Here is a 25,540-nt window from a genome sequence, read left to right on the forward strand (position 1 = left end):
GTTGTACCAACGTGCGGGGCTTAAAGACCGGCATTTCCTCCCGGTGTGGGAGGCCGTGTGCGGGCGTCTCGGATTTATATATCTGAAACCCCTTTATAAATGGTTTTCACTCGAACACCGCGTCGAACGCGTTCGCGCCGAGCGGTTCGAACGTGCCCGCAGCGACGTTCTCGCGGACGTGTTCGGCCGAGCTCGCGCCGACAAGCGCGGTCGTGACACCGGGGGCACTCCGTGCGAAGTTGATGGCTCGCTGGGCCGACGTGTCGCCGCCGAGTTCGGCCGCGACGTCGTCGGGCAGTCCGTCGGCGAGGTCGCCCTGCCCGAGACTCGCGCTCGTGAAGACGTCCAACCCGGCTTCGTGGGCGAACCAGAGCGCGCTCTGTCGTTCCGTCGGTCCCTCGTGGACTTCGCGGGTGAACGCGTCGGCCATCGAGACGTTGAACGGGAGTTGGAGACAGCGCAGGTGCGTCGACTCGTTCCCGACCGTCCGGGCCGCGGTTCGTGCGCGGGAGACGACTTCGGGAAGCGAGAGGAAGTGTTCGTGTTCCGGGTCGACGCGGAAGGCGTCCCACGACGCGACGCCGTAGTAGCGGAGGTCGCCCGCGGCGGCGCGGCGTTCCAGCACCTCGAAGGCGGCCTCCAACTGGTCGTAGACTGCCTCGCGTGGGCGGACGTCCAGTTGCGTCTCGGGGTTGTGGACGTAGTAGCAGTCGACACGCTCGACGCCCAGATTCGCCAGCGAGCGGTCGAGTTGGTCGTCGAGGAAGGCCGGCGCGATGCAGTGACTTCCGTGAGCGAGGTCGTCGGCGTCGACGAGACCGCTCGCGACGTACTCGCGCTGGACGAACGACCCCGGGTCGTCGGGTCGCTCGCCGTCGAACGGGAGGAAGCCCCCTTTCGTGGCGACGAACACCTCGTCGCGAGACACGTCGGCGTCGTGGAGGGCCGCACCGACCGCACGCTCGCTGCGCTGGTGGCGGTAGTTGATGGCCGTGTCGACAACGTTACAGCCGGTCTCGAACGCCGTCACGAGCGCCTCGCGGTAGCGTTCGTCCTGCGCGTCTGTCGCCGGACCGAGGTACGTCCCTATCCCGACACTCGACAGCGAGAATTCCCCACACCGCCGGAAGTAAGTGCGGGCGAAGGCGTCGCCGAAGCGCTGCTGGTAGCGAACGGTTCCCTCGCGAGTGGCCATCAGCGACCCTCGCGGTACGCCTCAACGGCGTCGCGGTACCCCTCGCGGAAGGTCGGGTACGCATAGTCGTAACCCAACTCGCGGAGCAAGTCGTTCGAGCAGCGCTTGCTCGTCGTCAGCCGTCGCCGCACCGCCTCCGAGAGGTCGTCTTCGTCAAGGCGCTCCTCGCGGGTGCGTTTGGGCGGCGCGTCGACGCCGCACTGCTCGGCGAGCCAGTCCGCGAACGCCCACTTCGAGACCGGTTCGTCGTCGACGGCGAGGAGCGTGCCTCGCTCGCCGGCCGCCTCGTCCGTGAGCGCGAACCGGACGACACCGGCCGCGTCGTCGCGGTGGATCATGTTCAGGTACCCTTCCGTGACCGGCCCCTCGACGTAGCGTTCGAGGCGGTAGCGTTCGGGGCCGTAGAGTCCCGCGAAACGGACGACCGTCGAGTCGAACGGCGACTCGTGGGCGACGCGCTCGGCTTCGGCGAGCACCTCGGTCTTCTCGGTCGTCGGCTCCAGTGGGGTCTCCTCGTCGACCCAACCGCCGTCGTGGTCGCCGTAGACGCCCGTACTGGACGTGTAGACGAACGCTTCGGGCGCGCGCTTCCGGGCGGCGAAGTGGTCGATGGCGGTCTGGAGACCGTCGACGTACACCTCGCGGGCCGCGGCGGCGTCTCTGCCGCCCGAACTCGCGGCGAAGACGACGGCGTCGACGTCCGGAATGGCGTCGAGTGTGCCGGCGTCGGTCACGTCCGCGCGAACGCCCTCGAACCCCGCGTCCTCGATGGCGGCGAGGCCGTCGTCCGAGCGACGGACGCCTATCGGGTCGTGACCCGCGGCGTCGAGTTGCCGGCCGAGTTCGAGACCGACGTAGCCACAGCCCAGGATGGCGACGCGCATCGCGCTACCAGGGGTTCTCCGACGCGAGGTAGTGGTGGATGCGTGCGTACTCGTCGAGGGTCATCGGGTGACGGCCTTCGATGCGCTGTTGGATCTCCTTGGCGCTGAGGTCGTCCTCGAACTCGACGTCGGTGGCGAGGGAGTCGACGTCGACGACGGCCGAACTCATCTGCAGCATGACGTGGTCCTGCATCTCCAAGAGGAGGTCCTCCGCGGGCGGCCAGTCCTCGGCAAGCGCCAGCACTTCTGCGGCCTCCTCGGTGGTGATGGCCTCGGCGTCGCCATCGCGGATAGCGGCGAGTCGATCGGCGTCGAAGTCGGTCTCGTCGGCGGCCGCGTCGACACCGTAGGCGTCGATGATGGCCTCTAGCGTCGCTTCGTACTCGGCGCGTACCTCTGCGGGCGAGACCGCCTCGGGTTCGGCGATTTCCTCGGTGAACATGGCTCCCCCTAGGCACTCGGGCTAAATGGGGCTTCCTCCCTGGGCCGCGTCGCGTCGCCCCCACCCAGCCGAGCGCTCGTCGGCGTTCCCGTCGGTGTCTCCCACCCCGCGCGGACCCGGCGGGACGGCGACGACGACCGCGAGATATATCCGGAGCGCCTCGGACACGTCAGCGCCCGAGGAGTCATGCGAGGAATCCGTTGTCGGTCGAACCGGACGTCTTGGGCGGGTGTGTCGTGTAGGTCGTATCGGCCGCGTCGTCGGTGGATGGGGCGGCGTGTTTGGGCCGCCGCTCTGCACACGTCTCGACGCACGGTCCCTCACTCGCCTCGTCCAGTCGCTCCGCGACAGCGAGGGCGGCGTCGGCACGGCGTTCGACCTCCTCGTTGACGTGGTCGAGCGCGCCGACGTACCCCCGGACCGACTGGACCGCCGCGTCGAGTCGACGCTCGGCGTCCGACAACCGGGCGTCGAGGTCAACGAGGTGGTCGGTGGGGATGAGGCGGCCGGTCCCGTCGTGCTCGCCGGCGCCGGTACACTGCCGTTCGACCGCGCGCAGGCTCGCGTCGAGTGAATCATCGGACATGGGCGCAGTGGTCCCGTCTTCGTACTTGAACATTTGTGTTGCCGAAATTTGTGCATTGGTAATACACTGCACGAGGCGGCGTGGACGGAGTTATCTACCACCAGTGAGTTATAGTACCGTGGGTTTATGTAGCACGAACACACTGCTGCTAACGCATGTCTCGTGAAGGTTCACGCCTGGGCAGTCCGAAGCGGCGGACGTTCCTGAAAACGACCGGCGCGACAACGGTCGGTCTCACCGGTCTCGCCGGTTGTCTCGGCAGCGGTGGCGGGTCGAACTCGATCCGTGCGTTCCTGTGGGAGGGGTACGGACCACTCGTCAAGCAGTTCGAGGAGGAACACGACGTCACAGTCGAAGTCGAGAAGGCGACGTCTACGAACAACATGTTCACGAAGGCGAACTCGGCGCCGGATCGGTACGACGTCGTCTGTCCGAACTCCGGGTACGCACAGCGCTTCCGCGACGCCGGACTCATTCAGCCCCTCGCGAAGAACCAAGAGGAGATGATCAACAAAGTCCCCAACCTGACGAACACCTTCGATTACTTCCGGCAGGGGACCATTCAGGACCACCTCACCGACTCCCAGGGACGGTGGTACGGGATTCCCCCGCGGTTCGGCCTCTACGGGCTCGCCGTCGACACGAAGAACGTCGACAAGAGTAAACTTCAGTCCTCGGCGGACCTCTGGAACCACAAGGATGCCTGGAAGAGCGTCGGTATCGGAGTCAACACCGACCCGGTCCACTCGGTCACACACGCCGTCCGCGCGCTGGGGTACACCGACATGCTCCGTGGCGACCAGATGAACGTCAGCGGCCAGGCGTGGGAGGAGACGCGGCAGAAGTTCCTCGAACTCGCCGACTTCACGCGAGCGATGTTCACGAGTGAGGCGCAGTTCGGCCGTGCGTTCAAGGGCGACAGTTACAACGTCGGCGTCGGCCCCGGACGAAACGACGTTATCAACCTCATCAAGAAGGGCAACGAGCAGTTCGAATTCGTCCCACCGAAGGAGGGGTCTATCGGTTGGACCGAGGCGATGCTCATGACGAAGTCCAGCCAGAATCAGGACGCCGTCCAGAAGTTCATGGACTTCTTCCTACGCCCGAAGATCGGTGCCCAACTAGCAGTGAGCGATCTCGCTCCTTCGACGGTCCGGGACGCGAAGGAGCACCTGACCCAACAGGAACAGGACCTCTTCTACATCCCTCCGGAGGATGTCCAGAAGGTCATCCAGGACAAGCCGTTCAAGAACCCCCAGAAGTGGAAGCAGCTCATGAGTGAGTTCAAGACCCGTCTCGGATAATCCCCCCAACCCCACATTCAACGCATCTATGAGCACTCGAAACAGCGACACAGCCAGCGGCGGCTTCACCCGCTTCATCCCGTTCGTCGGAGAACGCGAGACCGCATCCGAGTTCCTCTCGGCGCCGGTCGCGTGGCTCGCGTTCTTCCTCGCGCTCCCGATGGGAATGATGACGGCGTACAGTTTCCTGCAAGTGCAGAACTACGAGGTGGTGTGGAAGCCGACGTTCCAGAACTACCAGACACTGCTGACGAGCGATATCTTCCGGACGTATTTCTTCAACACCATCGAGATTTCGGTGGCGGTGACCATCCTCGCCATCCTCCTCGGCTACCCACTCGCCTACGCGATCGCGTACAAGGCGAAAAACCCCGAACTATGGCTCCTGCTCGTTCTGGGGCCCTTCTTCACCGTCTACCTCATTCGTGCGTTCTCGTGGATGACGGTCCTCGGCCGGAACGGAGCCATCAACATCATCCTCCTACGGACGGGTCTCATCGAGGAGCCGATCGGGTGGCTCCTCTTCGGGAAGTTCGCCGTCATTGTGGGCCTCGTCCACGCGTTCCTCCCGTACTTCGTTCTCACGCTGTACGCGACGCTCGGCGGCTTGAACCGGGACGAACTCGAGGCGGCGCGCGACCTCGGTGCGAGTCCGATTCGGGCCTTCTGGGACGTAACGCTTCCCCAGAGTCTCCCCGGGGTCATCACGGGCTCGTTGTTCGTCTTCATTCCGAGTTTCGGCGCGTACGTGACGCCGCTCATCCTCGGCGGCGGGACCGTCCCGATGCTCGCCCCGCTCCTCGACCAGTTCATGCAGCTCACACTGAACGTCTCGAAGGCGGCGGCCGGCGGCATCATCATGCTCGTGGTCGTCGTCGTCGCGACGACGCTCATCTTCCGCATCGTCCACCTCGAAGAGCTGTTCAGCGGGCAGACTGAGGGAGGTGGTGGCTCGTGAGCTATCTGAGCGAGAGCCAACGGACGTGGGCGCTCCGCATCCTCGGAGGGAGTGTCCTCGTCTTCCTCTGGTTCCCACTACTCGTGATGGTTCTGCTCTCCTTCGGGTCGAACGCGTACGCGACGTTCCCGATGGGCGATCTCACGCTGAAGTGGTACGCGGCGGCGTTCTCGGACACCGACCTCCTGATGAGCATCGTCTACACGCTCTTCGTCGCGACAGCGTCCGCGATCCTCGCGACGATACTCGGGCTACTTGGGGCGTTCGCGCTGGTGCGTCGGGAGTTCCGGCTCAAGAGCTGGTTCCGCGTCGCCACCATCGTCCCGATGATCATCCCCGGCGTCGTGTTGGGCATCGCGCTCCTCTCGATGTTTCAGACCATTTCTGGGGGCCTCCTCTCGCTCGGGACCGTCATCATCGCACACTCGCTATACACGATGCCGTTCGCGCTGTTGACGATTTCCTCGCGGCTCTACAGCCTCGACGAGACGATGGAGGAAGCAGGCCGCGACCTCGGCGCCGGCCGGCTGACCGTGTTGCGCACTGTGACGCTCCCCCAACTGTCGGCAGCCATCGCCGCCGGCGGTCTGCTGGCGTTTATCCGGTCGTTCTCCGAGTTCATCCGGGCCTACTTCGTCAGCGGTGGGCGTACCGTGTTCACGATCCGCATCTGGCAGATGCTCAACCACGAACTGACGCCGAAAATCAACGCCATCTCGACAGTCGTAATGTTCGGTATGATTGGTCTCCTGCTAGTCGTCTACTACGTCGGTAGCGGCGACCTCACCGAGAACCTCTACGGGTGATACAACATGGGCGAAATCAATCTCTCAGAACTCACGAAGGTGTACAACGAAGAAGTGCGCGCGGTCGACGGCATCGACGTCACCATCGAGGACGGCGAGTTCTTCTCGCTCCTCGGGCCGTCCGGCTGCGGGAAGACGACGACGCTCCGGATGATCGCCGGTTTCGAGACACCCACTGATGGGACCGTCTCTATCGACGGCCAGAACGTCACCGATCGGCCACCAGAGGACCGGCCGACGAACATGGTGTTTCAGAACCTCGCGCTGTTCAGCCACATGGACGTCTACGACAACGTCGCCTACGGGCTGAAGCGCTCGGGTGTCTCCGAGGAGGAGATCGACGCCCGCGTCTCCGAGTCGCTCGAACTCGTCGACATGCCGGGTTACCAAGACCGCCGCGTCACGGAGCTCTCCGGCGGGCAACAGCAGCGCGTCGCTCTCGCTCGCGCGCTCACGAACCGTACGGACGTCATCCTCCTTGACGAGCCGCTCGCTTCCCTCGACCGGAAGCTCCGACAGCAGATGCAACTCGAGCTCCGCAATATCCACGAGGAAGTCGGGATGACGTTCTTCTACGTGACTCACGACCAACAAGCGGCAATGACGATGTCCGACCGCATGGCCGTGATGAACGAGGGCCACCTCGAACAGGTCGGCTCACCTAGCGAGGTGTATGACGAACCGGCCAGCGAGTTCGTCGCGGACTTCATCGGCGACGTGAACAGTTTCGGAGGGGAACTCCGGAACGGGACGTTCGTCACCGACAGTGGCGAGGAGTTCGCTCCCCCTGCCGACGCGCCCGACGCCGACGGCGACGCGACGCTCGTCGTCCGCCCCGAGAAGCTCCACATCGGGACCGGCTCGCTCGACCTCGATAACGTCCTCTCGGCCACAGTCGAGGATACCGTGTTCCGCGGTCCGAGCACGCGCTACGACGTTCGGTGGAACGGCCGCCGACTGAGCGTCGAAGCACAGAACGTCTCGCGTAACCCACCACACTCGCGCGGTGACGACGTGGTCGTCGGCTGGAACGCCGACACGGGAATTATCTACCGCGAGTAGCGACCCACCCTACTTTTTCTCCGCGAGCACCGACCGATTCGATTCGACGAAACGTTCGAGGTCCGGGCGGTCGATGGCCAGTAGCGGCCGAATCTGGAGGACGACCTGGGAGTAGCCGCCGACGCCGACGGCGTCGTGTTCCGTCTCCAGAGCGGTGAATACGCCGTCGAGGTGCGCTCTCAGTGCGGCGGCGTTGTCGACGATTCTGCCCTGGAGTTCGCTGCTTGTCGGAGTCGTTCCCGAAGTGAGGGCCCAATTACACGAATGTGGAACCCATCTCCTGAGCGATTATCTCCTTGCTTTCGGTGTACTTCCGGGCGACCCTGACCGCATTCTCGACGACCGCATCGTCGTGGCCCGTGTTCGACCGAACTGCCGGGAACGAGACTTCGATGGTCGTGTTCGCCCACGCTGTCGGCTGTTGCTCCGATATATTGGTGCACTTAGAGACAGAATCGTGAATATTTCTCTCGTGCAGGTGGATAACTGTCGCCGAAGACCCATGATCCAGTTCGTGAAAGCGAGAATTACGCTCTTCGGCTTCCTTCACCACCTCTCACGGAAGAGGCCGCCGACGATGTGCAGGGGGGGGAATCACTCGGCGTGGGCGTCCTTCACGCCTTTGACCGTCTGTCGGACCGCGTCACAGCCCTCGTCGTGGAGGAGGTCACCGACGACGACAACGTCGGCGTGCTGGCCCATCTCGTAGGCAGCGTCGTAGTCGCGGATGCCGCCGCCGTAGAAGAGCGTCGTCTCGTCGAGTGCGTCGTGAGCCGCCTCGACCTTGTCGACGTCGCCGTACATCCCGGAGTACTCGATGTAGACGATGTCCTGGCCAAAGAGCCGTTCGGCGACCTTCGCGTAGGAGGCGACGTCCTCGGCGGTCTGTTCGGTGTCGGCGTCGGTGAGTTCCGCGACGCTGGCGTCCTCGTTGAGGACGATGTACGCCTCGGTGGCGGTGCGCTCCCACGCGATGTCCGCGATGCGCTCCCACTCCTTGTGCGCGCCGGTGATCCAGAAAACGTCGCCGGCGTTGAACACGACCGGGATGAGGTAGCCGTCGAGTGCATCGTCTTCGACGACGACCGCGGGATTCGATGGTTCCTGGTAGAGCGGAACGTCGTGTTCGCTACAGGCGTCGATGACGCGTTGCATCTTGTCGGTCGTGATGTCGAGGGTTCCGCCGATCTCGATGGCGTCCGTCCCAGTCTGGCAGACGTCGTCGAAGGTCTCGTCGCCGACGAGGTCCTTGTCTGGGTCGACCTTGAGGACGTGGTCCCAGTCGTCCCACGGAGTATTCATGGAACGTGGTTTAAACCCGGGCGCAAAAATCCCTTCGATAGCCGGTGCAGCCGACGCCCAGCGCTCAGCCGTGGATGCCCATGGCTTCGATCTGCTCTTGGTAGCGATTGCGAATCGTGACTTCCGTTACTTGTGCGACCTCGGCGACCTCGCGTTGGGTTTTCTTCTCGTTGCAGAGCAGCGACGCTGCGTAGATAGCTGCGGCGGCGAAGCCAGTCGGGGACTTCCCGGAGAGCAGTCCTTTCTCGGCTGTCGTCTCGATGATCTCGTTGGCCTTCGTCTGGACCTCCTCATCGAGGTCGAGCTCGGAGCAAAAGCGCGGGACGTACTTCTTCGGGTCGACTGGCTTCATCTCCAGGCCGAGTTCCTGGGAGATATACCGATAGGTTCGACCGATCTCCTTGCGTTCGACCCGCGACACCTCCGAGATCTCCTCCAACGATCGAGGAATCCCTTCCTTCCGGCAGGCGGCGTAGAGACACGACGTCGCGACGCCCTCGATGGAGCGTCCACGAATGAGGTCTTCTTTGAGCGCCCGGCGATAGATAACCGAGGCGACCTCGCGGACCGACCGCGGCACACCCAGTGCAGAGGCCATCCGATCGGTCTCCGAGAGGGCGAACTGCAGGTTGCGCTCGCCGGCGTCCTTCGTCCGGATGCGCTCTTGCCACTTGCGAAGCCGATGCATCTTCGAGCGTTTCTTCGAGGAGATCGAGCGACCGTAGGCGTCCTGGTCCTTCCAGTCGATGGTCGTCGTCAGCCCCTTGTCGTGCATCGTCTGCGTGGTAGGTGCGCCGACGCGGGACTTCTCCTGGCGTTCTGAGTGATTGAACGCACGCCACTCCGGACCAGGGTCGATCTGGTCCTCTTCGACGACGAGACCGCAGTCCTCACAGACGAGTTCCGCACGGTCCTCGCTCTTCACGAGGTTCGACGACTCGCACTCCGGACACGCTCGGACCCCCTCACGCCCCTGCTCGCTCTCCTGTTCCACGGGCGCTTCCTCTCGCTCCCGCTCGCGGGTTGGTCCAGTCATCCTTCTTGAATTTTGTGTTTTTACTTCACTTCAATGTACCGGCCAAATTTTCGTCAGACAACGTGGGGCAATATTCCGAGAGTGCGTATTTCGACGCCACAGACCCGAAGACTGGGCACGCGTATCGAACCGAAAACGATAACCCCTAAATCCGTACAGCGGTGACGTTCGGTCAATGCCGGTTATCGAGTGCGACGTCGAGGAGGCCCGCGAGCGACTGGACGCCGCCGGCGCGGACGTCGAGGAAGGACACACCGAACACGAACGCTGGCGTGCGGAACTCGGCGACGCGAACGCGGTCGCCTACGACGACAAGGTCGTCGTCCAGGGGGCCAAGCCCGTCGACATCACGTCGGTCCTCGAAGACGGCGGTGGGCGAGTCCACCTCCACTTCGACGGCGCGAGTCGGGGGAATCCGGGTCCCGCCGCCGTGGGATACGTGCTCGTCTCCGGCGACGGCATCGTCGCCGAAGGGGGCGAGACCATCGGCCGCGCGACGAACAACCAGGCCGAGTACGAAGCCCTCATCCGCGGGTTGGAGACCGCCACGAAGTACGGCTTCGACGAGATCGTCGTGAAAGGTGACTCCCAGCTCATCGTCAAGCAAGTCAAAGGCGCGTGGAACACGAACGATCCCGAATTGAAGGAAAAACGGATTCGGGTCCGCGAACTCTTAGACGAGTTCGACGAGTGGTCACTGACCCATGTTCCCCGCGAAGTGAACGAACGCGCAGACGAACTCGCGAACGAAGCACTCGACGAGGCCTGACTACCCGAGATGCCCGAAAACGACCAGCCACAGTCCGACGCCGAACAGCCCCCGACAGACGAACTTCCCGACTCGGTCGTCGACGAGGCCGAACGGCTCACCCGACTCGCCCGACAGGCGGTCGTCGACGACGAGGCCGCAGCCTACCGCGAACACCGTGACGAACTCCTCGACGAGCACGACTTCGCCGCCCGCGTTCGGGAGGACGAACGCGAGACGCTCGTCTGCTACCCGCAGGAGTGGCTCGACGACCAAGGGACGGTCCGAACCGAACGCATCGAGGACACCGACCGTGCGGCCGAAGTGCCGCTGTCGCGTGGTGGTGAGCAGGGCGACTTCGAGACGGCCGAAGAGCGCAACCACGACCTCGTCGAGACGGTCCGCGAACGACACGGCGACGTCCACGCGGCCAACGCGAGAGTGTTCGCGGACTTCATGAGCAATCACTACGCGCGGTCGATGGCCACGGCAACGGCTGACGAGATTGAAGAGTTCCGGACCGAGTACGTCGTCAGGAACGCGTGGCTGAGCGACGACCAGGAGGCGGCGTTAGAACAGTCGCTCCGCTACGTGTTCGACGTCGCTGGAAAAACGTTCCCGGAGCGGGAGTAGTTACGCTTCGGCGATTTCGCGGACGAGTTCGGCGCGCTCGTCGTCGGTGACGAACTTCTCGAGTGTCCACTGCAGATCGTCGAGGACGGCCTCGAAGCCGTCGTCGGTCAGAGCGTACTCGTTCGTTCGCTTGTCGAGTTCGCTCTTCTCGACGAGACCTTTGTTGACGAGGTCGTCGAGGTTCGGGTAGAGACGTCCGTGATTGACCTCTTTCCCGTAGTACTCTTCGAGTTCTCGCTTGATGGCGAGCCCGTATCGGGCTTCCTCTGCGAGAACGACGAGGATGTTCTTCTGGAACGCAGTCAGATCCCGAGCGCTGGTACGCGCCGCAGGTTGTGCCTCTGACATACTCTAGTAAATGTCGGTCGGCTATATAAACCCTTCTCAAATTCCCCGCCGTTTTACCAGCGAACCGGAACCCGAAAGGCCTTTTTCACCGTCGTACGCACTCGCAAGCGACTATGGTCAACCTCTGGGAAGACCTCGAAACTGGTCCGAACCCGCCCGAGGAAATCTACGCCGTCGTAGAGTGCCTCAAGGGCGAGCGCAACAAGTACGAGTACGACAAGGACATCCCGGGTGTGATGCTCGACCGCGTCCTCCACTCGAACGTCCACTACCCGAGCGACTACGGCTTCATCCCGCAGTCCTACTACGACGACGAGGACCCCTTCGACGTCCTCGTCCTCGTCAAGGACCAGACGTTCCCCGGCTGCGTCGTCGAGGCGCGTCCGGTTGCCCTGATGGAGATGGACGACGACGGCGAGAAGGACGACAAGGTCATCGCCGTCCCGACTGAGGACCCGCGCTACGACCACGTCGAAGACCTCGACGACCTCACTCAGCAGAAGAAAGACGAGATCGAGGAGTTCTTCGAGACGTACAAGAACCTCGAAGAGGGCAAGCAGGTCGAGGTTCTCGGCTGGGACGACAAGGCGGCCGCGAAGGACGCCATCGAGCACGCGATGGACCTCTACGAAGAAGAGTTCCAGTAGCGACCTCGTACTCCACTCTCTTCCGTTTTCACGCCGTCGACCGCCCGAGCGGCAGTGCTGGCGACGCCATCGGCCCGCCCATTACCTCCGAACATACACCGGCGAGGTCGGTATGCTTTATGCGTATGGGTAATCTTTTGGTGGGAGACGCCCTAGATAGAGGTAAGCATGGCCGCCAAACAGTCAATGGGGATCCGACACGTCACGGTCGTCCCCACGAACTTCGAGTCCGGGAACGAGTCCGACGGCGAGCCCGACGAGGACGACGGCGCCCGAGAGTCGTAGACGGAGGCAAATCGGGGCAGGAGACGAAGCTTCTTACGAGCGCGTAGATTAACGCGTCTATGGGACTCTTCGATCGGCTCTCCGGCGACGCGCCACGTGTCGCCTTCCTCGGACTCGACGGTATTCCGTACGACCTCGTCGAGGACAATCCCGAGGTCTTCGAGAATCTGACGGACATCGCCGAGTCCGGCTCTGCAGGCGCAATCGACAGTATCGTTCCTCCGGAATCGAGCGCGTGCTGGCCCGCACTCACTACGGGTCGGAACCCCGGTGAGACCGGTGTTTACGGCTTCCAGGACCGTGAAGTCGGTACCTACGATACGTACGTCCCGATGGGCAGCGACGTGCAGGCCGACCGGCTCTGGGACCGCGTCACCGACGACGGCCGGAAGGCGAGTGTCTTCAACGTCCCCGTCACGTTCCCGCCCCAGCGTGACATCCAACGGATGGTTTCGGGTTTCCTCTCGCCCGGTATCGAGAAGGCCTCCCACCCGAAGGACGTGGGCGACTACCTCCAGGAACACGACTACCATATCGACGTGAACGCGAAACTCGGACACAAAGACGACAAGTCCGACTTCGTCGAGAACGCCCACGAGGTCCTCGACGCCCGCTACGAGGCGTTTTCACACTACATCGAGCAGGACGACTGGGACCTCTTCTTCGGTGTCTTCATGTCGACCGACCGGGTCAATCACTTCCTCATCAAGGACTACGCCCGCGGCGGCGAGTACAAAGAGGAGTTCCTCGAGTTCTACCGCAAGGTCGACGAGTACGTCGGGAGGCTCCGCGACCAGCTTCCCGACGACGTGACGCTGATCGTCGCGTCCGATCACGGCTTCACCAGCCTCGACTACGAGGTCCACTTCAACGAGTGGCTCCGCCAAGAGGGGTGGCTCGAGTTCCAGGACGACGACCACGAGAGCCTCGACGACATCGCGGCGTCGACGACGGCGTACTCCTTCATCCCGGGTCGCTTCTACATCAACCTCGAAGGGCGCGAACCCCGCGGGAGCGTCCGACGTGACGAGTACGAGAACGTCCGCGACGAGCTGAAGGCGGACCTCGAAGCGCTCGAAGGCCCCGACGGCGAACCGGTCCTCGACCGCGTCGTCGAGAAGGAAGACGCCTTCGAGGGCGAACACACAGACATCGCGCCCGATCTCGTCGCCATCCCGAACGATGGCTTCGACCTGAAGGCCGGATTCCGTGGGGCCGACGACGTATTCGCCCCCGGTCCGCGCGACGGGATGCACAAGTTCGACAACGCCTCGCTGTTCGTCGACGACGAGGACGTCTCGGTCACGGACGTCGACCTGCTCGACATCGCGCCGACCATCCTCGAACTGATGGAAGTCGACTACGACGCCGACGAACTCGACGGCCGCAGCCTCGTCTAGGCAGGTCAAACGGGACGAAGAACGGATCGATGTCGCGAACGGCGGTCGCGTGGACCGGAGCCGCCGCACACCGTCCGCGACACCAGTCTGCCGAGCGGTGCCTGATTCGGGCTCGTCTGGGGGGAGTGCGCGCACCAGTTCCGTTGGTGCACGTGAACAATCGTTATGGATCTGGTTCAAAGTACTCCCTTACTGTTTAGGCCCGAAGACCTCTCGAAGTGATGTCCTCGCCGAACCGACCGATCAGTATCAGTCGTTAGTCGTACAGCACATTTATTCACGATTGAAGCTGTAACTAGCCACGGAACACCTTCAGTACATGTTCCACACTGAATAAAGAAATCGTATTACCAACAACTGGTATCCCGCGCCGAGCAACCCGGGAGTCCTTTTACTCCCCGCCGCCAACTACCGTCGAGATGTACGACTTCGCCGTCGTCGGGGCCGGCCCACCCGGGTCACGCTTCGCCCGGCAGGCCGCCGACCGTCACAACGACGTCATCGTCTTCGAGCAAGGCGAGATCGGGGAGCCACTGGCGTGTTCGGGCCACGTGAGCCTCGACATCTGGGACTACGTCCCCGCGGACGCCCGCGAGGACCTCTTCCAGAACGCCATCTACGGCGCACGCTTCCACGCAGGCGGGCCGGACTCGAAGGCCTACCCCTTCTACAAAGACGAACCCGTCTCGAACGCCGTCGACCGCGTCCAACTCGACAAGGTCCTCGCGGAGGCGGCCGCGGACGCGGGTGCAGACGTCCGCGACGGCCACACGGTCACGAACGTCGTCGAGAAACCCGGACACGTCGTTCTCACGATCCGTGGCCCGGACGGCGAGTTCGACGTCGAGGCGCGGATGGTCGCTGGCTGTGACGGCCCGCGCTCGCGCGTCCGCCGCGCGCTCGACCTACCCGAACCCGACGAGTTCCTCCACGGCGTCCTCGCCTTCGACCCCGAACCCGACGGCCAGGACTTCGTCGACGTCCACCTGACCGTCGACGATTTCTTCGCCTGGCGCATCCCCCGAGGCGATGCAGGCGTCGAGTACGGTCTCGCAGCGACACCCGACGCCGAGGGTGACGTCGCCGAGCGCTTCGACGAGTTCGTCGCCGACTACGGCGTCGCCGAGAACATCGAACACCGCTGTTCCGGGCTCATCCCCGTCGGTCCGCCCGACACCGTCACGAGCGAGCGTGGCTTCCTGATCGGCGACGCCGCCGGACAGACGAAACCATTCACCGGGGGCGGCATCCTCTACGGGATGACGGCCGCAGACTGTGCCGCCCGCGAGATAAATCCACAGAGTCCGCAGACGCTCGCGGCCTACGAGGAAGCTTGGTGTGAGGAACTGGAGACGGAGATTCGCCTCGGCCGCCACATCCGCAAGGCGTACGCCCTCCCGTCACCCGTCCAGCACGTCGGCCTGTGGCTCACCTCGGGGAAGATCGGCGTCCACATGGACCGCCCGACGTCGCTGTTCACCCGCGAAGGGCTGACCAACCTCGTCAAGCGCTGAGAGCTGTCGGGTCGGATATCTGTCTTCGAAGAAACCAAACGCTGTTCTACAGACGGAGCAGGGCGAGTGCCTCGGGATCGTCCGGAAATCGAAGATTTCCGTGATGACGAGAGACTTCGTCTCTCGAACCACTTGACCCCGAGGGTGAAGCCCGTCGAAGAATTCATCAAACCACGTTACGTAGCAAGATGCAACGGCCAGAACACAACCCTCAAAGTATGGCGTTGAAGACCTCAATGCCTTCGCTGGTCGTTCGGGAGTATGGAAATGCGGCTCCTCTCAAAACCCGCTACGGCGGTGAGACGGGAGTTGTCGGGGGCTGGTGGAGGCCCCGACCCTCACGGACACAGCGAGTGTTCGGGTGTTAATTCCAGCCGACCGCGCAAGCGGAAGGTCGAGGGGAATTAAATTCGCCTGTGGGCGCGGTGCGACCCAAAACGGTGAAGCCTCGGGGCTTGTCCCCAAGGTACTTCACGTCAGTGTCGAATTGGCTACCATATGTCTTGGAAGGAAACTCTCGCTACTGCCTGTCGCGAGCGTGCGGGGGACGCGTTGCTCGGAATCGGCTACTACGAAGAGGGGGACTACGAGGTACTGTACCTGCAGGAGGGGTACGAGGACGTCTACACGGCCGAACGCGTCCACGATATCGCGAGGGACGCCTACCTGGAGAACCTCTCCGAGGAGTTCCAGGAGTCGCTGTACCACGAATTTGGCTGTATCCGGGCGACGATTCGGCTGTTCGAGGGCGGAATCGTCGTCCACGCCAGACTCACCGACCAGCGCGGACTTGTCTTCGGCGTCGCCGACTCCTCACTCAACATTGTCGAGGAACTCCTCGACGCGACGGACGAACAGATTCCCGACGGGGATATCGGAGCCGAGTTGCCTCAGTCGTAGCGCGGTAGCCGGTCGGACTCATCGCTCCCCTCGACGAACGGGAGTGGCTCGACATGTGCGTCGACCTCCTCGCCATCGACACGGACTGTGAGGTCGGCTTCGTCGTCCAATCCGTAGTCGACCAGCGCGAGCGCGATCGGTTCTTCACGCATCTCGCTTTCGCCGGCGCGGGTAACCTCGCCCACGGAGGCGTCGCCGTCGAAGACGGCTGCACCGGATTCGGGGACCGCGTCGGCCACGAGCCCCACGAGTTGTCGCGAGGGTCGACCCTGGTTCTCGACGCGCGAGACGACCTCCTGGCCGACGTAACACCCCTTCTCGAAGTCGAGAGCGTTCCGCAGGCCGAGAACGTTCGGAACCACACCTTCGAGTTCGGACTCGAAGAGCGGCGTCCCCGCCTCCAGCGTGAGAGCCTCCCAGACGTCTCGACCGAAGGGGACGGCGTTCAGTCCGTTCGTGATGAGGGTGCCGAACACGTCTTCGGCGACGTCGGCGGCACAGACGACGATGAATCCCTCCTCGCCGGTGAGGCCGTCGTCGCGGAGGACGGTCACACCGTGGTCGCCCATCCGCCCGCGAACGAAGGAGAGGTGTGCCTCGGGGCTGCTCCCACCGTTGAAGACAGAGGCGATCTTCTCGGTCGCCTTCGGGCCGTAGACGCCGAAGACGCCGAACGCGTCGCTCGCGTCCGAGAGTTCGACGTCCTGGATGAAGACGTTCTCTTCCCATTCCTCGTGGAGGTCCTCGACCTTCGATGGCGGCGTGAAGACGAGCAGTTTCTCGCCCGCGTTCAGCACGTAGAGGTCCGTCCGGATTCCCCCTTGTGGGTCGAGGAGGAGGGCGTAACAGCCCTCGCCGTCCTCGGCGGGGACCTCGTTGGTGATCGCGTTGTCGACGAAGTCGAGGCGGTCGTCGCCCTCGACGACAAGGATGCCGTAGGCGTGTTCGGTGGCACCGACGACGTTTCGAACCGCGCGGTGGGTTCGCGCCGACCGGCCGTACTCGAGTGGGAGCGTCCGTCCACCGATGTCGCCGAACGTCGCTCCGTAGTCTTCGTGAAACTCCCTGACGACAGTCATACTCCAGCGTCGGCGCGCGGCGAGGATAAGTCCGTCCCTAGAGGCCGACTCGGTCGCGAATCCAGTCGACGAACGACTGCTCTTTCGTGGTCGGCTCGCCCTCTTCGGGTCGTGCCCGCTCGGTCGCCGTGATGACCGTCGGGTCCTGGGAGGTGTCGGCCGAGACGAGGTCGTCCTCCTTGAGCGAGGCGAGGGCGGTCTCCAGCTCGTCGATGTCGGCATCGACGTGCGAGCGGAGCTCGAAGACCGTCATCCCCTCTTCGCGGTCGACGAGCGCGTCCAGGACCGCGACCTCGGTGTCCGGGCGCTCGCGAAGCTCGCGATTTGCCTGCATGAATGGAGGTGACGACTGCTGGGAACTTATCGGTATCCCCCGCACTGGAAAGGGAGTCTACGACGGTGAGGGCGCTGTTTGCACCAGAGGCCTACTTTGCGACGCCGTGCGTTCGCCGGGTCTCGTCGTCGGGTCGGTACATCGGCGTCGAGAGATTCGCGAACAGTGCGACGGTATCCTGTCTGTCGAAGGTAGCGAGGAGGTCGTCGAGAGCCGTCTCGACCGTCTCGATCTCGTGTTGGAGCTCTTCGTACTCCGCGGACGCGGCCAGGGTCTCGTCCGACAGGCGTTTTTCGAGTGCCGTCCGCTCCCGGACGAGCGTGTGGTACTCCCGAACTCGCTCGTCGTAGCGACGGCGCCTGCACAATCGGTCGATGGTCGCGGACAGCACCGCCCGCGTTACCGGACGCTCCAGACACTCGTCGAACCCCGCCCGCACGACGTCGAATTCCGGCTCGACGTCCGCGAGGAGCGCGACACGACACCTGTATCCCTCACGTCGGAGTCGTTCGAGGACCGCCCGGCCGGTGCCGTCCGGCAGTCGTCGCTCGAGGAGCGCGGCGTCGACTTCGTCGTCGAGTGTCGCGAGCGCGCGCTCACCGGTCGAGGCGACTCTCACCGTGTGTGCGTCGGCGAGCCATCCCCTGTACCGGTCGGACAGCGGTCCCTCGTCCGCGATCAGCAAAATTGTAGCCATCTTCCTTCGTCCCCCTCGGACGAGTTGAGAATCGGATATCAGAGTACAAAAGTACGGTCGTCGTTTCGAGAAGTGACCCGCACTGGGACAGTCGGACTGGCGTTCAGTTCTCGACCGTCAAGACTTCCGAACGAACCCGTCGAAGCACCTCGGGCACCGCACGGGCGAGGTGGAGCGCGAGCCCGAAGGCTGCGTCGACGCTGACGACATCCGACTGGTCGAGTTCGCCGACGTGTTCGCGCTCGCGTTCGGTAACCTGCTGGAAGGTGTAGGACTGCTCGTCGATCACGTCCCACGCGGGAGACGTCAGTACCGTCGCGAGCAACGAGGGATCGAGTGAACTCACTCGGTCGAGCGCCTCGACCGCGGCGTCGCGGTGCCGTTCGATCACCGCGACCGAGTCGGGCATACCGTACTTTCCCGCACGGATCGCGTCGACGACCGTCGACAACGCGACGATGCCGACCAGCGCCTGGGCGGAGAGGATGGCAGCTCGCGCGTCGTTCCCGCGATTGCGAGCCCGCTCGGCGTCATCGATACGCCACCCTGCAGTACGCCGTGCCTCGACGAACAGCTCTTCTGCCGGCAATCCTTCGACGTCGCGCTCGAAGTCCGAGGGCCGTGCGTCGTCGGCGAGGTAGGGGGCGACCTGCTGGCGACTCACCGCGACGAGTTCGTCGAGTCGCTGTGCCAGAATCGGGAGGTTCGCGCGGTAGCTCGAGAGCGTCGACGAAACCGAGTTCCGGTAGGCGTCGTGGAGGCCCGTGAGGTCGTCGAGTTCGGACCGTGCTCGTTCGAGGTCGCGGACGAGACTTCCCATCCGGAAGACCGCGGCCGTCGGGGCGTCCGGAGCACGACGGTGTGGGGTGAGCGAGCGTCGACACGAGGTCCGGAGGTCCTCGAAGCGGCGATTCACCGCGAGTGCCGACACGACGTCCGTCCCGGGGTAGTCCCACGCTCGCTCGAAGTCCACGAGGTCGTGACGAATCTCCTCGCGACGGGACGCAAGCGTCGTCGCGTCGACGTCACCGGTCGCCGCGTGGTAGGCACCCCACACCTCCGCGATATCCATCCGGACGTAACTCCAGTGGTCGAGGCGTTCGAGTGGTGTCGTCTCTCCCTCGTCGGGACCCTCCCGGAGGAGTTGGGCGGCATCCTTCCGGTTGCGTCTGAGTCGCTTCGTGATCATCCCATTCGGGAACGAGAGATCGGCGGGCACCTCCTCGAGGAGAGTTCGAGCGCGTTGTCGGTGGTGGGCGGCCAGTTGGTCCGGGACGGGACCGGGATACACCGACGGGCGGGCGGGGAGTGACGTGACGAGTGAGGTGGGTAGCGTCTTCGGATCGAACCCGAGTCGTGGCTCCTCGTCGCCGACGATCGGGAGCGACGAACAGCCCGCCAGAGCCGCCGTCGTGAGTGCAGCACCGCCCGCGAGAAGGCCACGGCGGGTCGTCGGAGCATCGGGTTCGTGGACAGGGTCAGGATCGGGAGCGGAGTCTGGGTCGACCTCCCCAGCCGAACGAGACGCATCACGCATCGTCGCCCACCTCCGTCGTCTCGTTCTCGTTCTCGTTCTCGTTCGAGGGTGTGACCGGATACGGCCGCTCGCGGCAGGTCCGACTCCACGACGAGCCGCGGCTGTTGAACTCGTCGCCGGCGAAGGGCAGGCGGATGGCGATTCCGACCGTGTCCTGAACCTCGGCCGCGCAGGCGACGTCGGCCGGCCGCGGCTCGTAGCAGTAGGACGTGGTGTAGCCGTCCAGTCCGCGGGCGACGCTCAACAGCCGGAGCGTGTAGCACTCGGGTATCCCGGTCGTCCGAAGCGAGACGGACTGCGTCTCGAAGTCGGTCACCTCGACGAACTGCCGGAGGTCGGCGGCCGCCTCGCTGTCCGGGGCGAAGTGTACCTTCGAGACCTCGTCGGCCGACGTGAGGTACTCCTGGTCTCGTCGCGCCCGCCGAGAATTGGTCGGACGCTCGCCGGTCCAGAAGATCGCGTCGCCGTCCTGGTCGCGGACCGTCCGCGACGTGTAGTCGGTGACGGGCGTGCGTCGGTTCCGGCTGGGAGTCGATTCCTGGGAGAAGCCACTCTCGCTGCTACACCCAGCGAGTGCGGCCGTCGCACCAGTCGCCAGCGCGTGGAGGGCGCGGCGTCGGGACCAATCGGGCATCGTGTGAACGTGTTGCAGAGAGTAGCAAAGAGATTGCGCTGATACGCCAGGAGAAACGGCCTTTTTCGACAGGCCTTCGCCACACCCCCACCCCGGTCTTTCCGCATAATTCACAGAGGGGAGGGTCAAGTACTACTGAGACACACCCGACAACGAGTGAAGACGACGACAGACACACCCGATACCGAGTGAAGACAACCTCAATGAGAGTGGTGTCAGGGTCGCCCCCTCCCCCCGGTCTTTCCGCATAATCTCACGATAAGGTGTGATGGTGAGGTCAATGAATGCAAATTGTAGCACACCCCCACCCCGGTCTTTCCGCATAATCGCATTGAATCTAGATAGCTGATTTGCTATCGAGACTGATTCTTGCTCGCCCGCGAAAGTTGGTCAGCAATCCCAACCTCTTGGAATCGACTGTCTTCGGACAAGACATCGATTGTCATTTCAAGCGTTGTATTCAGGCGGAAAACGTAGTAGTCACCACCCTGCAATCCGCTCTGCCGACGCTCTGACTCGACGAATCCCTGCATCGCTAAATCCTGGAGATGATTTCGAACACTTCGTTGTTGGAGAGGGTTCAAATCGATCTGTGAGCATAACCCGGTATATTGCTCGTAGATGTGCTTCGTTCGACTCGGCGTTTCCCCTTTCGCCTCCAAGAGGGTAACTGCCGCAAGGACAACTTGGTCTTGCGGCGTAACATTTCGAATTCCCTCGACAATGCGTTCCCTCTCTAGTGTTGAATGAGCAGATTCAACATGCGTTTCCGTAACCTCATCATCTCCCTCAGTGAGTGCTGTCTCACCGGCTTCGTAGAGCAGGCGGATCGCCTGTCGTGCAGACCCCTTCTCTTGAGCAGCATAGGCTGCTGCAAGAGCGATCGCCGCCTCAGTAACGACCCCATCCTGAAACGCAATCTCAACGCGTCGCCCAAGTATTGAGCGGAGTTGGGTGGCGTTGTAGGGAGTGAATTCAACCTCTTTCTCACAGAGAGTTCCCTTGACTTTCGGGGAAAGGTTCGAGACGTAATTGAAGTCATTCGAGATACCGATAACGCTTACGCGGGCGTCAGTCAGTTTCTCAGTTGATCGTGCACGTGGAAGTGCGTAGAGAAGATCATCACTTTGTCCGAGATTATCAATCTCGTCAAGTACAATGATAATGGATCCGCCGATCGAGTCAAGCTCTGCGTAGAGTTTATCGAAGACTGTCTGCTGGTCGTGGCCATTCGGATTCTTCCCAGATAGCTTCTCGACCAGTTTTGTCGCACACCCATACGAGCTCGTGATGTTGTTACAGGAGAGCCAGATTACTTCGAGATCTATCTCGCCAGTGTCTGTTGCCCATTCTTCCAACTGAGTGGTTTTGTGTTTCACTGCAACTGTTTTTCCTTGCCCAGTTTTGCCATAGAGGAAGAGGTTGTGTGCAGTTGTTCCACGAGAGGCAGGAGCGAGAGCGTTATGTATCGCTTCCAGCTCGTCATCACGCTCCGGCAGTTCCGTCGGTGTCCAATCCTCTCGAAGCGCATCCTCATTCGCGAAGATTCCAGAATCACCGAAAGATTGCATTGAGTCACCAAAACAATAGACTGCGAGAGTAATAAAACCACCCCATCCGCATTTTCCCGATAATCTGGGGGAGAGAAGTGAATAGATGAGCAGATGGTTTTTGGAGCGTTCAGGATATATGAGAGATTCTCTTCGAGTATTTTCCGGAAATACCGGGGCCACTACGTCTCATGGAGAGGAAGTGCATCCGCTTTGCTACCGGGCTTTCTCAGACGATTATGCGGAAGCCCCCGGGTGGGGGCGTATGGAGCTCCGACGAAGTGTGGCTCTCGATCTAGTATTTTCCTTGCCTTCCTCCGATTTACGTAGAGAAATTGAGGCACACTCTACACCGAGTGAAGTAGCCACGGTATCTGGAGGTTCTTCACTCGGTGTGGGGTGTGTCTGCCCAAGCAGTTTCACTCGGTATCAAGTGTGTCAGTAGACGTCTTAGTCGTGAGCCAAAGGAAAGCAGTCACCCCCTCTACAGTGAGATTATGCGGAAGCACCGGGGTGGGGGTGTACCGATCTCGTCGTCCAGACACACCCCACACCGAGTGAAGACTGACTCTGTGGTGAAAGTGACATCCGCGACAGAGCCCCTGAGAATACGGATAATCTCGGTACTTCACTCGTTACCTGGTGTGTGGGTGTCTCGGTTTCCACCAAGATCGGCGTCGATCTGGGGACTGCAAGAACCCCTACATTCTGCTCGTACCAGGGATACGGTCGCGGCGCCGCGTCCCTGCAGGGCGTCCCGGAAGCAATCTCGGCGCCGAGAATCCCCGCTCGACAGAGACTGCGGATGCACAGCGACCAAAACGGACACAGCGTGGCGAAGAGACAATATCCAGCGATCTCCGTCGTTGAACCACGATGTACAGCGAAGCAATTGCTCCGCAAGTTGGGCCCACAATCATGCTCGTTTCACCATCCGGGGCCATCCATTGAGTCAGTAGCCAGGGAATCACCTTCTGCTGAAACGCCCCTCGAACCAGACATCGGTCGCGTCCGGACTGGTCGGGGGCGTTTTCGCGACGTCGAGACCCACCCGAGTCGTGACTCGAGGTCGACTGCGACATCGAGATCGGCATTGGTTGGCCCCATCGATGCACAGCGAGAAACCCGCAGAGAACTCCGCTCTGTTGGGTGTCCGGACAATGCGTTTCTGAGACGTCCCGATTCGCCGAACATCGCTCGCGACGCCGACGAGCGATTCTGGGGTTTGAGCTGGTTTTCTCGGCTGGTTACGCCAGTATCGCCGAATGCACAGCCACCGCTGCACAACCGCCAAACTCGCTGTACATGCTCTCCTTGCGGTCGGCTGGGCTGGCTGTACATGCCCACTCGCTCCCCTAGAACGCCCGAGCCATGCTCTCGTTGCCACTCGACCTCTGAATCCGGCTGTGCATCGGTTCGCCGCGGCGGTCCGCACGTCCGAGAGGTCGAACTCGGGTGCGTGGTCCGTGTGACGCTTCCGGTCGACGTCGACACCAACGCCAGCGTGAGCGACGCGACCGCCCGACCGACCCGTCTACTCGACTCGACTTGGCCACGACTCGACTCGACGTCGAGGAAACACGCCGGGCCGTCATGGACACACTCGGGGGCACGTGATGCGGCATCTGCAGGCGCCCCTCCTCATCTTGGTTATGGACACACCCACACTCTCGGGGCCACACTCACGCCTCACGCCCGAATCGGACTCAATAGAGCGACGAACTCGTGGGGATATCGCTACCTAGTTTCAGTCGATCACATCGACAACCGGACGATCTTGTCTTCTAAGCGCTGAATCTCTGTGAACTGTGGTCGGACCGTCTCGAACAGCTGGTGTCGGTGAATTTCGGCATTGGATAGTCGCTGTCGGCGGCGATCCGCCGCCGACGCGACAGTGTTTCCACTCACTAGATACCCCAAATGGGGCGGCTTATCGGAAGAACCGTCCGTCCAGTGGTTGGTTCGCTGGGACAGCCCTGCGGACTCCGAGGGCTGTCCAAGCAGCGCGAACCACCATCTCACAGAACTCTCTGAACGACCACGGCCAGAGGCGGCGCCCCCCACGGCGGGGCGCCGCCACGTACATCCAGTGAAGATACCGCCAGACGTTCTGGAGCAGCAGACTCACAATAAACAACAGGAGTCGAAGTCCAGCGTCCCGCGAACTCGTGAGTGCAAGGCTCTGCTTGGCTAATCGGTAGCTCGCTTCGATGCCGAAGCGCTTGCTGTAGTGGATTCGGGCATCGCGTGGTGTCTCGATAAACGGCGCGTCAACGGCGTAGCCGTGACGCGCCACCCCGTGTTCGTCGTACCGGCCCTGCTGGTAGACGCAGTCGATGAACACGGGGAACCGGACTCGCCCAGCGAGTCCGTGTTCAATCACGCGACTCCATCCCTTGCTGAGTTCATCTTGAATCCGTTCGCCCCACTTGACGATCGGCATCACGTACGCGTAGTTGCGAGCCTGCAACAGCTCAAGGCAACTGCTGTTGTAGAAGCCGCGATCGAGATAGACGGCCTTGACGCGCAAGTCAAGGCCGTCGAGCAGTGTGAGGAACTCTTCGAGGGCATCGCTGGTGGTCTCGCCAGCTTCCAGCTGGCGGACCGCCAGCGTGTACCGTTTGTTCCGCACGCGTGCGTAGAGTGTCGCATAGGTGTGAAACGTCGTGGTGCCTCGTTTCGCCTGCGAGAAGTACAGCGACTCCGTTTCGTCCTCATCACCGTAGTAGGGGTCGAGGTGGAGGTCGGCAACGACCTCCACCGGTCGATCTGGCAGCGTCTCGAGGACGTCCCGTTGAAGCAGCGTGTTCCCAACCGCCTCAACAGTGTCAAGATCGAACTGATCGGTCAGGTGTCCACGGACGGTATTGGCGTGCGGCGAGTCATCGGTCGTCTCGCAGACGTGATTGATCGAGGTCCCGCCGGCGCTGGCGCCGGCGAGGACCTCGTACAACTCCTCGGAGGTGACCTTCACGTTCTCAGCGAGGTCAATTGGAAGTTCGTCTCCGAGACTGTTGACGACAAAATTAAGCAGGTGCTCTTCCTCTATCTCATTGTCTGCTGGGGTTTGTTCCACACTCTCTCCAAGCAGACACTCTCTCTAAGCCGATGTGATCGACTGAGTTTGAACCCCACTGCCGAGGCGACCCCCGATGTACCCGCCGGTCACCGTCTCTCCTCGACTGTGTCAGTACTCGACGACGAGACGCGCTCCTGTCCCTGGACCAAACCGAGACTCGCCCAAACCGCACGTCAAGTGGTCCTCCAGAACGAGTCGTCACCGACCACTCACAAACGGTGTGTCCACTATCCAGATCGACCCGATGGGCAGCCAAATCGACCCGATGCACAGCCGGGTTGTGCCGATGCACAGCCTCATTTCCCGCAGACACAGTCGAGTGCAGCTTGTGCACATTCGGTGTGACCAATGCACAGGTAGATTCGGCCAATGTACAGCCGGATTTCCCGGATATACACCCACTCTCGACTGTTTCACACTCGACGTATCCGGTGGACAACCCGCCTGTGCATCGACACAGGTCGGCTGTACATTGCGTGTTCCACTGTACAGCCGGCCGATCGGTCGCTGTACATCGTCCTGGGTCGGGTGCCAGTGCACAGCTTGGGTCGATGGCGTGTCCAACAGCGTCGACGCCGCG

Annotated in this window: 26 protein-coding genes; 10 read left to right on the forward strand and 16 right to left on the reverse strand. The window is 62.6% G+C overall.

Annotation, left to right across the window (positions count from 1 at the left end; genetic code table 11):
- Positions 1 to 106 precede the first annotated feature (106 nt).
- The 5 genes from P0Y33_RS10760 to P0Y33_RS10780 are packed head-to-tail and all read right to left on the reverse strand — an operon-like array spanning position 107 to position 3,107.
- Positions 107 to 1,195, reverse strand: coding sequence for an aldo/keto reductase (locus P0Y33_RS10760; RefSeq protein ID WP_279527407.1), 1,089 nt, complete (start codon positions 1,193 to 1,195; stop codon positions 107 to 109).
- Positions 1,195 to 2,079, reverse strand: a complete 885-nt coding sequence (locus P0Y33_RS10765) for an SDR family oxidoreductase (RefSeq protein ID WP_279527408.1) — start codon at positions 2,077 to 2,079, stop codon at positions 1,195 to 1,197. The genes P0Y33_RS10760 and P0Y33_RS10765 overlap by 1 nt, the downstream gene beginning before the upstream one ends.
- A gap of 4 nt (positions 2,080 to 2,083) precedes the next feature.
- The gene (locus tag P0Y33_RS10770; protein ID WP_279527409.1) at positions 2,084 to 2,521 is read right to left on the reverse strand and encodes a DUF5791 family protein; all 438 of its coding nucleotides are present in this window, start codon (positions 2,519 to 2,521) and stop codon (positions 2,084 to 2,086) included.
- A 21-nt stretch (positions 2,522 to 2,542) separates the two neighbouring features.
- A complete protein-coding gene (locus tag P0Y33_RS19220) occupies positions 2,543 to 2,821 on the reverse strand; it encodes a DUF7286 family protein (protein WP_456071041.1) in 279 nt (92 codons plus the stop codon).
- On the reverse strand, positions 2,706 to 3,107 hold the full coding sequence (locus P0Y33_RS10780; RefSeq protein ID WP_279527411.1) for a DUF7310 family coiled-coil domain-containing protein: 402 nt from the start codon (positions 3,105 to 3,107) through the stop codon (positions 2,706 to 2,708). The genes P0Y33_RS19220 and P0Y33_RS10780 overlap by 116 nt, the downstream gene beginning before the upstream one ends.
- A 155-nt stretch (positions 3,108 to 3,262) precedes the next feature.
- On the opposite strand from P0Y33_RS10780, the gene P0Y33_RS10785 reads away from it, so the two are divergent.
- Genes P0Y33_RS10785 through P0Y33_RS10800 form a run of 4 tightly spaced genes read left to right on the forward strand, consistent with a single transcriptional unit; the run spans position 3,263 to position 7,237 of the window.
- Positions 3,263 to 4,411, forward strand: a complete 1,149-nt coding sequence (locus tag P0Y33_RS10785; RefSeq protein WP_279527412.1) for an ABC transporter substrate-binding protein — start codon at positions 3,263 to 3,265, stop codon at positions 4,409 to 4,411.
- A 28-nt stretch (positions 4,412 to 4,439) separates the two neighbouring features.
- Positions 4,440 to 5,369, forward strand: coding sequence for an ABC transporter permease (locus tag P0Y33_RS10790; protein ID WP_279527413.1), 930 nt, complete (start codon positions 4,440 to 4,442; stop codon positions 5,367 to 5,369).
- Entirely contained in the window at positions 5,366 to 6,175 is an 810-nt protein-coding gene (locus P0Y33_RS10795) for an ABC transporter permease (protein ID WP_279527414.1), read from the forward strand. The genes P0Y33_RS10790 and P0Y33_RS10795 overlap by 4 nt, the downstream gene beginning before the upstream one ends.
- Before the next feature lie 6 nt (positions 6,176 to 6,181).
- The gene (locus P0Y33_RS10800; RefSeq protein ID WP_279527415.1) at positions 6,182 to 7,237 is read left to right on the forward strand and encodes an ABC transporter ATP-binding protein; all 1,056 of its coding nucleotides are present in this window, start codon (positions 6,182 to 6,184) and stop codon (positions 7,235 to 7,237) included.
- Positions 7,238 to 7,493: 256 nt separating this feature from the next.
- On the opposite strand, the gene P0Y33_RS10805 is transcribed toward P0Y33_RS10800, so the two are convergent.
- The 3 genes from P0Y33_RS10805 to P0Y33_RS10815 all read right to left on the reverse strand — a co-directional run bounded on the left by P0Y33_RS10805 (position 7,494) and on the right by P0Y33_RS10815 (position 9,575).
- Positions 7,494 to 7,787 carry a hypothetical protein gene (locus tag P0Y33_RS10805; RefSeq protein ID WP_279527416.1) on the reverse strand — a complete coding sequence of 98 codons (294 nt, stop codon included), beginning with the start codon at positions 7,785 to 7,787 and terminating at the stop codon, positions 7,494 to 7,496.
- Between the two features lie 44 nt (positions 7,788 to 7,831).
- Positions 7,832 to 8,539 (reverse strand): phosphoglycerol geranylgeranyltransferase, encoded by a 708-nt coding sequence (locus tag P0Y33_RS10810; RefSeq protein ID WP_279527417.1) that lies wholly within the window; start codon positions 8,537 to 8,539, stop codon positions 7,832 to 7,834.
- 64 nt (positions 8,540 to 8,603) lie between these two features.
- The gene (locus P0Y33_RS10815; RefSeq protein WP_279527418.1) at positions 8,604 to 9,575 is read right to left on the reverse strand and encodes a transcription initiation factor IIB; all 972 of its coding nucleotides are present in this window, start codon (positions 9,573 to 9,575) and stop codon (positions 8,604 to 8,606) included.
- 175 nt (positions 9,576 to 9,750) lie between these two features.
- Here P0Y33_RS10815 and rnhA point away from each other — a divergent pair, with 175 nt between their 5' ends.
- Both rnhA and P0Y33_RS10825 read left to right on the forward strand, forming a co-directional pair.
- Entirely contained in the window at positions 9,751 to 10,344 is a 594-nt protein-coding gene (gene rnhA, locus P0Y33_RS10820; protein WP_279527419.1) for a ribonuclease HI, read from the forward strand.
- A gap of 9 nt (positions 10,345 to 10,353) precedes the next feature.
- Entirely contained in the window at positions 10,354 to 10,956 is a 603-nt protein-coding gene (locus P0Y33_RS10825; RefSeq protein WP_279527420.1) for a DUF7108 domain-containing protein, read from the forward strand.
- Here the strand turns inward: P0Y33_RS10825 and P0Y33_RS10830 are convergent, their stop codons facing one another.
- On the reverse strand, positions 10,957 to 11,304 hold the full coding sequence (locus tag P0Y33_RS10830) for a PadR family transcriptional regulator (RefSeq protein ID WP_279527421.1): 348 nt from the start codon (positions 11,302 to 11,304) through the stop codon (positions 10,957 to 10,959).
- A 113-nt stretch (positions 11,305 to 11,417) separates the two neighbouring features.
- Here P0Y33_RS10830 and P0Y33_RS10835 point away from each other — a divergent pair, with 113 nt between their 5' ends.
- From P0Y33_RS10835 to P0Y33_RS10850, 4 genes are all read left to right on the forward strand, one after another.
- Positions 11,418 to 11,951 (forward strand): inorganic diphosphatase, encoded by a 534-nt coding sequence (locus P0Y33_RS10835; RefSeq protein WP_279527422.1) that lies wholly within the window; start codon positions 11,418 to 11,420, stop codon positions 11,949 to 11,951.
- A gap of 344 nt (positions 11,952 to 12,295) precedes the next feature.
- Entirely contained in the window at positions 12,296 to 13,636 is a 1,341-nt protein-coding gene (locus P0Y33_RS10840; protein ID WP_279527423.1) for an alkaline phosphatase family protein, read from the forward strand.
- Between the two features lie 419 nt (positions 13,637 to 14,055).
- The gene (locus P0Y33_RS10845; protein ID WP_279527424.1) at positions 14,056 to 15,150 is read left to right on the forward strand and encodes a geranylgeranyl reductase family protein; all 1,095 of its coding nucleotides are present in this window, start codon (positions 14,056 to 14,058) and stop codon (positions 15,148 to 15,150) included.
- Between the two features lie 498 nt (positions 15,151 to 15,648).
- Positions 15,649 to 16,050: a DUF7522 family protein gene (locus P0Y33_RS10850; protein WP_279527425.1), complete on the forward strand. Its 402-nt coding sequence runs from the start codon at positions 15,649 to 15,651 to the stop codon at positions 16,048 to 16,050.
- On the opposite strand, the gene ygfZ is transcribed toward P0Y33_RS10850, so the two are convergent.
- The 7 genes from ygfZ to P0Y33_RS10885 form a co-directional block, all read right to left on the reverse strand.
- Entirely contained in the window at positions 16,041 to 17,129 is a 1,089-nt protein-coding gene (ygfZ, locus tag P0Y33_RS10855) for a CAF17-like 4Fe-4S cluster assembly/insertion protein YgfZ (RefSeq protein ID WP_279527426.1), read from the reverse strand. The two genes, P0Y33_RS10850 and ygfZ, sit on opposite strands and share 10 nt — an antisense overlap.
- Positions 17,130 to 17,166: 37 nt before the next feature.
- On the reverse strand, positions 17,167 to 17,463 hold the full coding sequence (locus P0Y33_RS10860; RefSeq protein WP_279527427.1) for a DUF6432 family protein: 297 nt from the start codon (positions 17,461 to 17,463) through the stop codon (positions 17,167 to 17,169).
- Between the two features lie 91 nt (positions 17,464 to 17,554).
- Positions 17,555 to 18,160: a HalX domain-containing protein gene (locus P0Y33_RS10865; protein WP_279527428.1), complete on the reverse strand. Its 606-nt coding sequence runs from the start codon at positions 18,158 to 18,160 to the stop codon at positions 17,555 to 17,557.
- 103 nt (positions 18,161 to 18,263) lie between these two features.
- Positions 18,264 to 19,697: a hypothetical protein gene (locus P0Y33_RS10870; RefSeq protein ID WP_279527429.1), complete on the reverse strand. Its 1,434-nt coding sequence runs from the start codon at positions 19,695 to 19,697 to the stop codon at positions 18,264 to 18,266.
- On the reverse strand, positions 19,690 to 20,331 hold the full coding sequence (locus tag P0Y33_RS10875) for a hypothetical protein (RefSeq protein WP_279527430.1): 642 nt from the start codon (positions 20,329 to 20,331) through the stop codon (positions 19,690 to 19,692). Before P0Y33_RS10875 ends, P0Y33_RS10870 begins: the two co-directional genes overlap by 8 nt.
- Positions 20,332 to 20,684: 353 nt before the next feature.
- Positions 20,685 to 21,902 carry a Cdc6/Cdc18 family protein gene (locus tag P0Y33_RS10880; protein WP_279527431.1) on the reverse strand — a complete coding sequence of 406 codons (1,218 nt, stop codon included), beginning with the start codon at positions 21,900 to 21,902 and terminating at the stop codon, positions 20,685 to 20,687.
- A 1,909-nt stretch (positions 21,903 to 23,811) separates the two neighbouring features.
- On the reverse strand, positions 23,812 to 24,957 hold the full coding sequence (locus P0Y33_RS10885) for an ISH3 family transposase (RefSeq protein WP_279527432.1): 1,146 nt from the start codon (positions 24,955 to 24,957) through the stop codon (positions 23,812 to 23,814).
- Positions 24,958 to 25,540: the final 583 nt, after the last annotated feature.

The organism is Halospeciosus flavus, from assembly GCF_029814175.1.
Classification (GTDB): domain Archaea; phylum Halobacteriota; class Halobacteria; order Halobacteriales; family Halobacteriaceae; genus Halospeciosus; species Halospeciosus flavus.